Consider the following 5,738-nt stretch of genomic DNA (forward strand, 5'->3'; position numbering starts at 1 on the left):
TATCATCCAGCACAACATCTTTATTTAAAGTTACACTAAAAAATTCACTCATACGCTCACCTACTCATTTATTACCAATTGAAAATCCCTTACAGAGAAATTATGATTATCTACATTTTTAGTTATCTTGACAAATATATCTTTGCTTTGGCCCTGTGCTAAGTCTAAAGTTATAGTGTCAGAATAAGATTCACCATCTAGACTTAACTGAATTAAGTCATTGCTTGCAGTTTCTATTCCAATATTTAATCCAGTATAATCCACAGCATCTACATTTTTAATAGTTATGCTTTCATCCAAATCTTTCAGCATACCAGGACTTGTATTTGTAACAACTAATCCATTATAAATTATTTCAAGTTCGTACTGGCTAAATACATATATGTCACCGTATTTTAAATCCAGCAGATCAGATCTGTATAGTTCATTTTCCTCTTCATCTTTAAAAATAAAATATCCCTGGGTATTAGAGTCTAAAAATATCTTGCATTCCATATTGCTATCAAACATTCTGGTTTTAAGTAAATTATCATTTTCACCATATAACTCACAGATGGTATTTTCAAGGAAGTTTTGAAGTGTTATGTAAGGACTCGCATAGACTCTATAATTGTTCAATATAAAATCCTCACTACTGTGCTTTTCAAATCCTTGTTTTGTGATGCCTTCTGTAAAATTCATACCACCAATATTAATGTAGTTAATTCCATCATCCGATACATAAGCCTGAATATAATTATCTTGTTTGAGAATCTTCCAGAACTTATGCTGTTCGTCTAATTTATCATCCTTGATTCCAAAAGCATAATCATCATTTCCCAGGTATAAAATACAGTAATCATCCTGCCCCATAGAACTAAAATTATCTTTTTCAAGCTCTATAACAAATTCCGCAAAAGTAAAATTTCTTTCAATCTTATTGTTGCTAATTAACTTCATCTCTCCAGTGCTAATGTCTCTGCTCATATTTGCACTTCCAGCGAAATCACTAAAAGAAGAGGTTAAGAAAAAATTCTCAACCTCTAGCAGTCCATCTTTAACTTTTACAAGTTTCATTAAATCAGCTCCTATACAACGGGCTGCATTATATAGTCATATGGAACAAATTCCACAGCCTGTATATCATTTACACCTGTTCCAGCTGCCAAAAGATCATGAACTTGATCCAACACATCTTCATAACAATTTGTATAATAAGATGTTATTGGATTACCACTTTCATCTACTATATACCCATAATTTAATTGTGTCAGAGTACCATTTTTAATAATGCCCCACTGTTTTTGCCTGGGATTCTTAAAATCTATCCTGCTAGTACCTGTAGCCACATTAATCACCTCCAAAAATATTCTTCTTCTCTATGTGTTGTATTTCTATACAGTAATATCTCCTGCCTTTTATTTTATTTAAGACTTTCATCAAATCACCATTTTGCGCAATCCTATTGAAATTTCGTTCTATATCCATAGCCTTTGGATTTCTCCAAAGTGGAACTAAATCAAATTCATGATTCTTTAAATATCCTATAAGATTAGCTATAAGAATTCCTACAGCTTGCAATCCGGTATCCAAATTTAAAAAGTATACCTTCTCCGCCTCCCACCTAATCCATCTGTAAGCCCTATAGTAATCTACGTTAGGGTTAGAATTCTCTAAAGTATACCAATCATATAGAAGTTCCATTATGAACTGCATTGATTCTTTACCTGTACTACACAACCACCCTTGTACATTATCGTGCCATACCATAATTAAAATATTTACAAGATCCAACATTATTTCTATACTTACAGCATAGGTAGGAATATTATAATCTATTCCCCAAATATTTCCCCATTCTATAGGATGATTATTGAATCTAAGGTACTCATATTTAGGATTATTCAAAAGCTCTTGGGTATAACCGAAATCCTTATTAGGGATTATTAAATTATCTTTTGGGTTGGTAGAATTGAGCCACCACCAACGTTTAATTATCTCAATAAATTTGAGTTTAGTTTCAATTAAATTTACTTGTCTATAACCGATTTTTAAAAACAATGCATCATCAAATTTTAATGTAAAAATACTCGGTACACGATTTACTGCTCTTTCATGTATCTTATATATTTTGTTTTTCTTATTTCTAAATATATGCCTGTTTAAGATTTTAAATATTTTTCTAACAGAATTTTTATATAATCCCAGTATATTAGCTAAAAAAGTTATTTCTATATTCACGAACTTATACGTATATCTAGTATTATAGGATATAGAGATAGGAGTTCTTTTTAAGAGAACTAGCCCATAGTTGTTAATTTCTTTCAATGTTTCTATGCTTGTTGTCCTGTATAAAAATGCACGGTGTAAAAACTTAGATATTTTTTCAATTGCAATTCTGCATAAATTCTTGTTGGCATCTGTTTTATTTACTCTTTTCAGATTATTTCTATCAATTAATTTTATGGATAAATCTTCATTTAATTGTTTATTCTTGCCTCTATGCATTTTCCTTAACAATTCAAGTTTATTTATATATTTGTCCACACCTCTATCTACTTTTTTAGTCAAAGTTATCTTCCATATATTCCTTAAATTTAATAGAGTAACTATATCTATACCATGGTTTTTCCCTAAATTTATATTATTATTTCGTATTAAAAATTGGATATTTAAAATAAACTTCAAATCTCTAATAGTCTGTCCTTTTATGCATTTTAAGAAATAACTTTTATTCATTTGGCTTTTTATAACTCTAGTTAATAATTTACTTGTTTCAATATTAAAATCCATGTCTGTTATTTTTTTTAGGTATATACCCTTGTATATATTTATAATAGCATTATTTCTCTTTTCGATAAGGTACAATATCTCTAGTTTATTTATAACTAATCTATCCCCTTGTCTCGATTTTAGCATCATAGAATATTCTACTATAAAATTCTTTTCAGGAGATTTTAAATATATACTCAATGCGTTAGGAATAAGCTCTTTATATTTCCCCCTCAACATTATATTCTTTTTAATATACAGTATAGATATAGGGCGTCTCAGTTCCTTAGAATGTTTTATCCTTATAATATTACTATTCCCGCCTCTCAATTCTCTGAAATTATCTATTATAAATTCTAACTTTTTGTGCTTACTAAGTAACGCTCCCCATTTTAAGTGTATTTCTTTATACTTTGTATTCATTTCTTTAGAATAATATTTATTTATTTGATTTTCTGTTATGGGAGATAAATATTGTTGAGAAAACACTTTATCTATATTTTTACCTTTCTCTATACTTAATAATCTTGTCTTTGCTTTTATAATTTTATTCAAGCTTTTATATCTAAATATAGCTCCAGAACAAACAGTATTCCCTACATATTTAAATTCACATAGAGGAACTATATGCAAGGGCATATCTCACCACTCCTCTTCTATTCAGAGGTTTTGTAACACCGAATTGCAATACAATAATTTCTATTGGCACTATTGTTTAAAAAATTAAATGGAGCCTTTATTTTAAATTTCTTATAATTTTCTTCCTGATCTGTATCTTTTAAATAGGTTAATTTATCTCCGTCAAAAATAGATGAAGCATCTCCAACTAATACATTTATCATCTTCCCTCTTTCCATATCTACAGGATGGACTAATGTAATATCTGAAAATTGATGTTTCTTATGGTCCCACCTGCTTCCCTCTACATTGCATTTATCCATAAATGGATTAGTGGTATAAAAAGCTGGATAATGGGGTTGATAAGGCATCCCTATTTTATTTGCCAACATACACATATCGGTTACTCCTGTGGCTGTTCTTTCTCCGTATAGGTTGCTATAAATAGGCTCCATATCAGAAGATACGGTTATTCCGAAGTTATATACATCATCCGTATAAGCCGAATCTTCTACAGGTTTTATAGCTCCAATGTAAGCATACCCAGTAAGATAATTTCTGTAAGGAGCAACATCAGCAGAAGGATCTCCTCTTAGTACAAGATTTATAGCATCCTTTGTCATGGATAAATTATACTGTACTGGCAACCAGTCCTTTATTGTTGGGAGTAGATTTCTATACCATGAAAATCTAAAATTATATTTTTTCTGTATATTACTATCAATATTTATATCAGTACCCTCACTATTTAAACTGTCACAAAGTTGGAGTCTTATATTGTTTAAAGCTTGACTTACCGATAAAGCTGCCACATATTCCTCATATTGATTCTCAAATCCATTAGAGGATTCTTGTCCATATAAATATTCTAATGCCTCTGCATCTGTTCTATGAATATAAGTGGACCCATTATAATAAGTATGTGCACTAGCAAATTTCTTTATAATGTCATTTTCTTCTGTAGTCAATTCCCTATCTGGTCTCTCTATTTTTACATAAAATGTTTTTCCATATAAAGTAGTAGTTTTTAAAATACATGTATCGTTTTGTTTACTTGTGGTAATTGTAGTTGTTACTAATTGTGTAGTACTTCCATCTGTTATTAAATTTATTGTTTTAGGTGTTCCGTTAGTTCCGATATCATTTATACTAGATGGAACCACTAAATCCCATTTATAAATTCCAGCATTTTGGGTTATTTCAGTAACAAGGGTCTTAACCAAATTTTTTACACTGGTGTTACCCTCCACATAATAAAAATCTTCTGTCACTGCCATGTAACTACCTCCTATTCAAATATATTCTTTCTGGTAAACATATCTGTTATTTTCTTAGTTTTTAAATCTATACTGCACACTCCGTATCCCAGGTGACTCTTATTTTCAACCTCAATATTGTATTCTTTCAGCAATGCTATCTCGTAGCTTCTTTTCTCATATATTTTTACATTTACGGGTTCTTTTAAAGGCACTGAATTATAATTCTGTACATATATCTTTAAGGTCTTATCATAGTGCCCTTTAACCGATATTATTTCAGGATTATCATTACTTATATGTTCTTGGTAATCCCAATTAAGATAGAAACCAGTATAAGATTTATTCCAAAAAGCCACATGCATGTTTCCCATAAACCCATGAAGATCCATGTCGCAAAGTGAATTTTCCTCCCACTGCATACGGACTGCTATATCCCAATCATTTGGTATATCATTTATATCCGGATCTGGTGGTGAAGGGTTTATTGTAGTTTCCTGCCCTTCCAGGTATTCTAGATCAACTAAAGTTTGTCTGCTGTTGCCACTATTATTATGCAAAATAAAAGAAACAGGAGTATTGGCATTTACTTTATAGTAAGTGTTAAAGTATTTATGCTCCCCTATTTCCTTGGTAGTGGCACCATCTATTATTTTTTCTTTGTCTATAACTAAGCTGTACCTGTCATTCTTTTTCCATCCTGTCTGGTTTAAATGTATGCCTGTAAGAAAAACATCTTTATCAAAAAGAAACTCCTGCTTATAATCATTTATAATTGCAGGAATATCAATCAAAGCTCCCTGGACCTTTTGGGTACCTTCGTACTTATATACTAAAAATTGTTCTATCCTATTTTTAAGCCCTCTATACTTTTCATCTGGCAATAAATCTTCTATTTCACTTAGTAGAGATTTAATCTCCTGCATGTCTAATTGTGGATATTTGTCCTTTAATGCATCATCTATAAGCTGGAGGAAATCTCTCCTAAGTTCATCCGTTAGCTCATCAAAATTTATAACGTGTCTAGGTAAACCCATCTTTACAAATCCTCCAAAATGTTAAAGTCCACCCACAGTATTTTTGAAGAACTACTGACGTTGTTAAATACAAAGT

At 30.6% G+C, this 5,738-nt stretch carries 5 protein-coding genes; all 5 read right to left on the reverse strand.

Annotated features, from left to right (window positions below; all coding sequences use genetic code 11):
* Positions 1-60 precede the first annotated feature (60 nt).
* Genes V7Q02_RS15655 through V7Q02_RS15675 form a run of 5 tightly spaced genes read right to left on the reverse strand, consistent with a single transcriptional unit; the run spans position 61 to position 5,662 of the window.
* Positions 61-1,056, reverse strand: coding sequence for a hypothetical protein (locus V7Q02_RS15655; protein WP_333862016.1), 996 nt, complete (start codon positions 1,054-1,056; stop codon positions 61-63).
* A gap of 11 nt (positions 1,057-1,067) precedes the next feature.
* Positions 1,068-1,328 carry a hypothetical protein gene (locus V7Q02_RS15660; RefSeq protein ID WP_333862017.1) on the reverse strand — a complete coding sequence of 87 codons (261 nt, stop codon included), beginning with the start codon at positions 1,326-1,328 and terminating at the stop codon, positions 1,068-1,070.
* A gap of 1 nt (position 1,329) precedes the next feature.
* Positions 1,330-3,390 (reverse strand): hypothetical protein, encoded by a 2,061-nt coding sequence (locus V7Q02_RS15665; protein WP_333862018.1) that lies wholly within the window; start codon positions 3,388-3,390, stop codon positions 1,330-1,332.
* Between the two features lie 17 nt (positions 3,391-3,407).
* Entirely contained in the window at positions 3,408-4,646 is a 1,239-nt protein-coding gene (locus tag V7Q02_RS15670) for a hypothetical protein (RefSeq protein ID WP_333862019.1), read from the reverse strand.
* A gap of 11 nt (positions 4,647-4,657) precedes the next feature.
* A complete protein-coding gene (locus tag V7Q02_RS15675; RefSeq protein ID WP_333862020.1) occupies positions 4,658-5,662 on the reverse strand; it encodes a hypothetical protein in 1,005 nt (334 codons plus the stop codon).
* Positions 5,663-5,738: the final 76 nt, after the last annotated feature.

It is taken from the genome of Clostridium sp. (assembly GCF_036781005.1).
In the GTDB taxonomy this organism is placed as follows: domain Bacteria; phylum Bacillota; class Clostridia; order Clostridiales; family Clostridiaceae; genus Clostridium_B.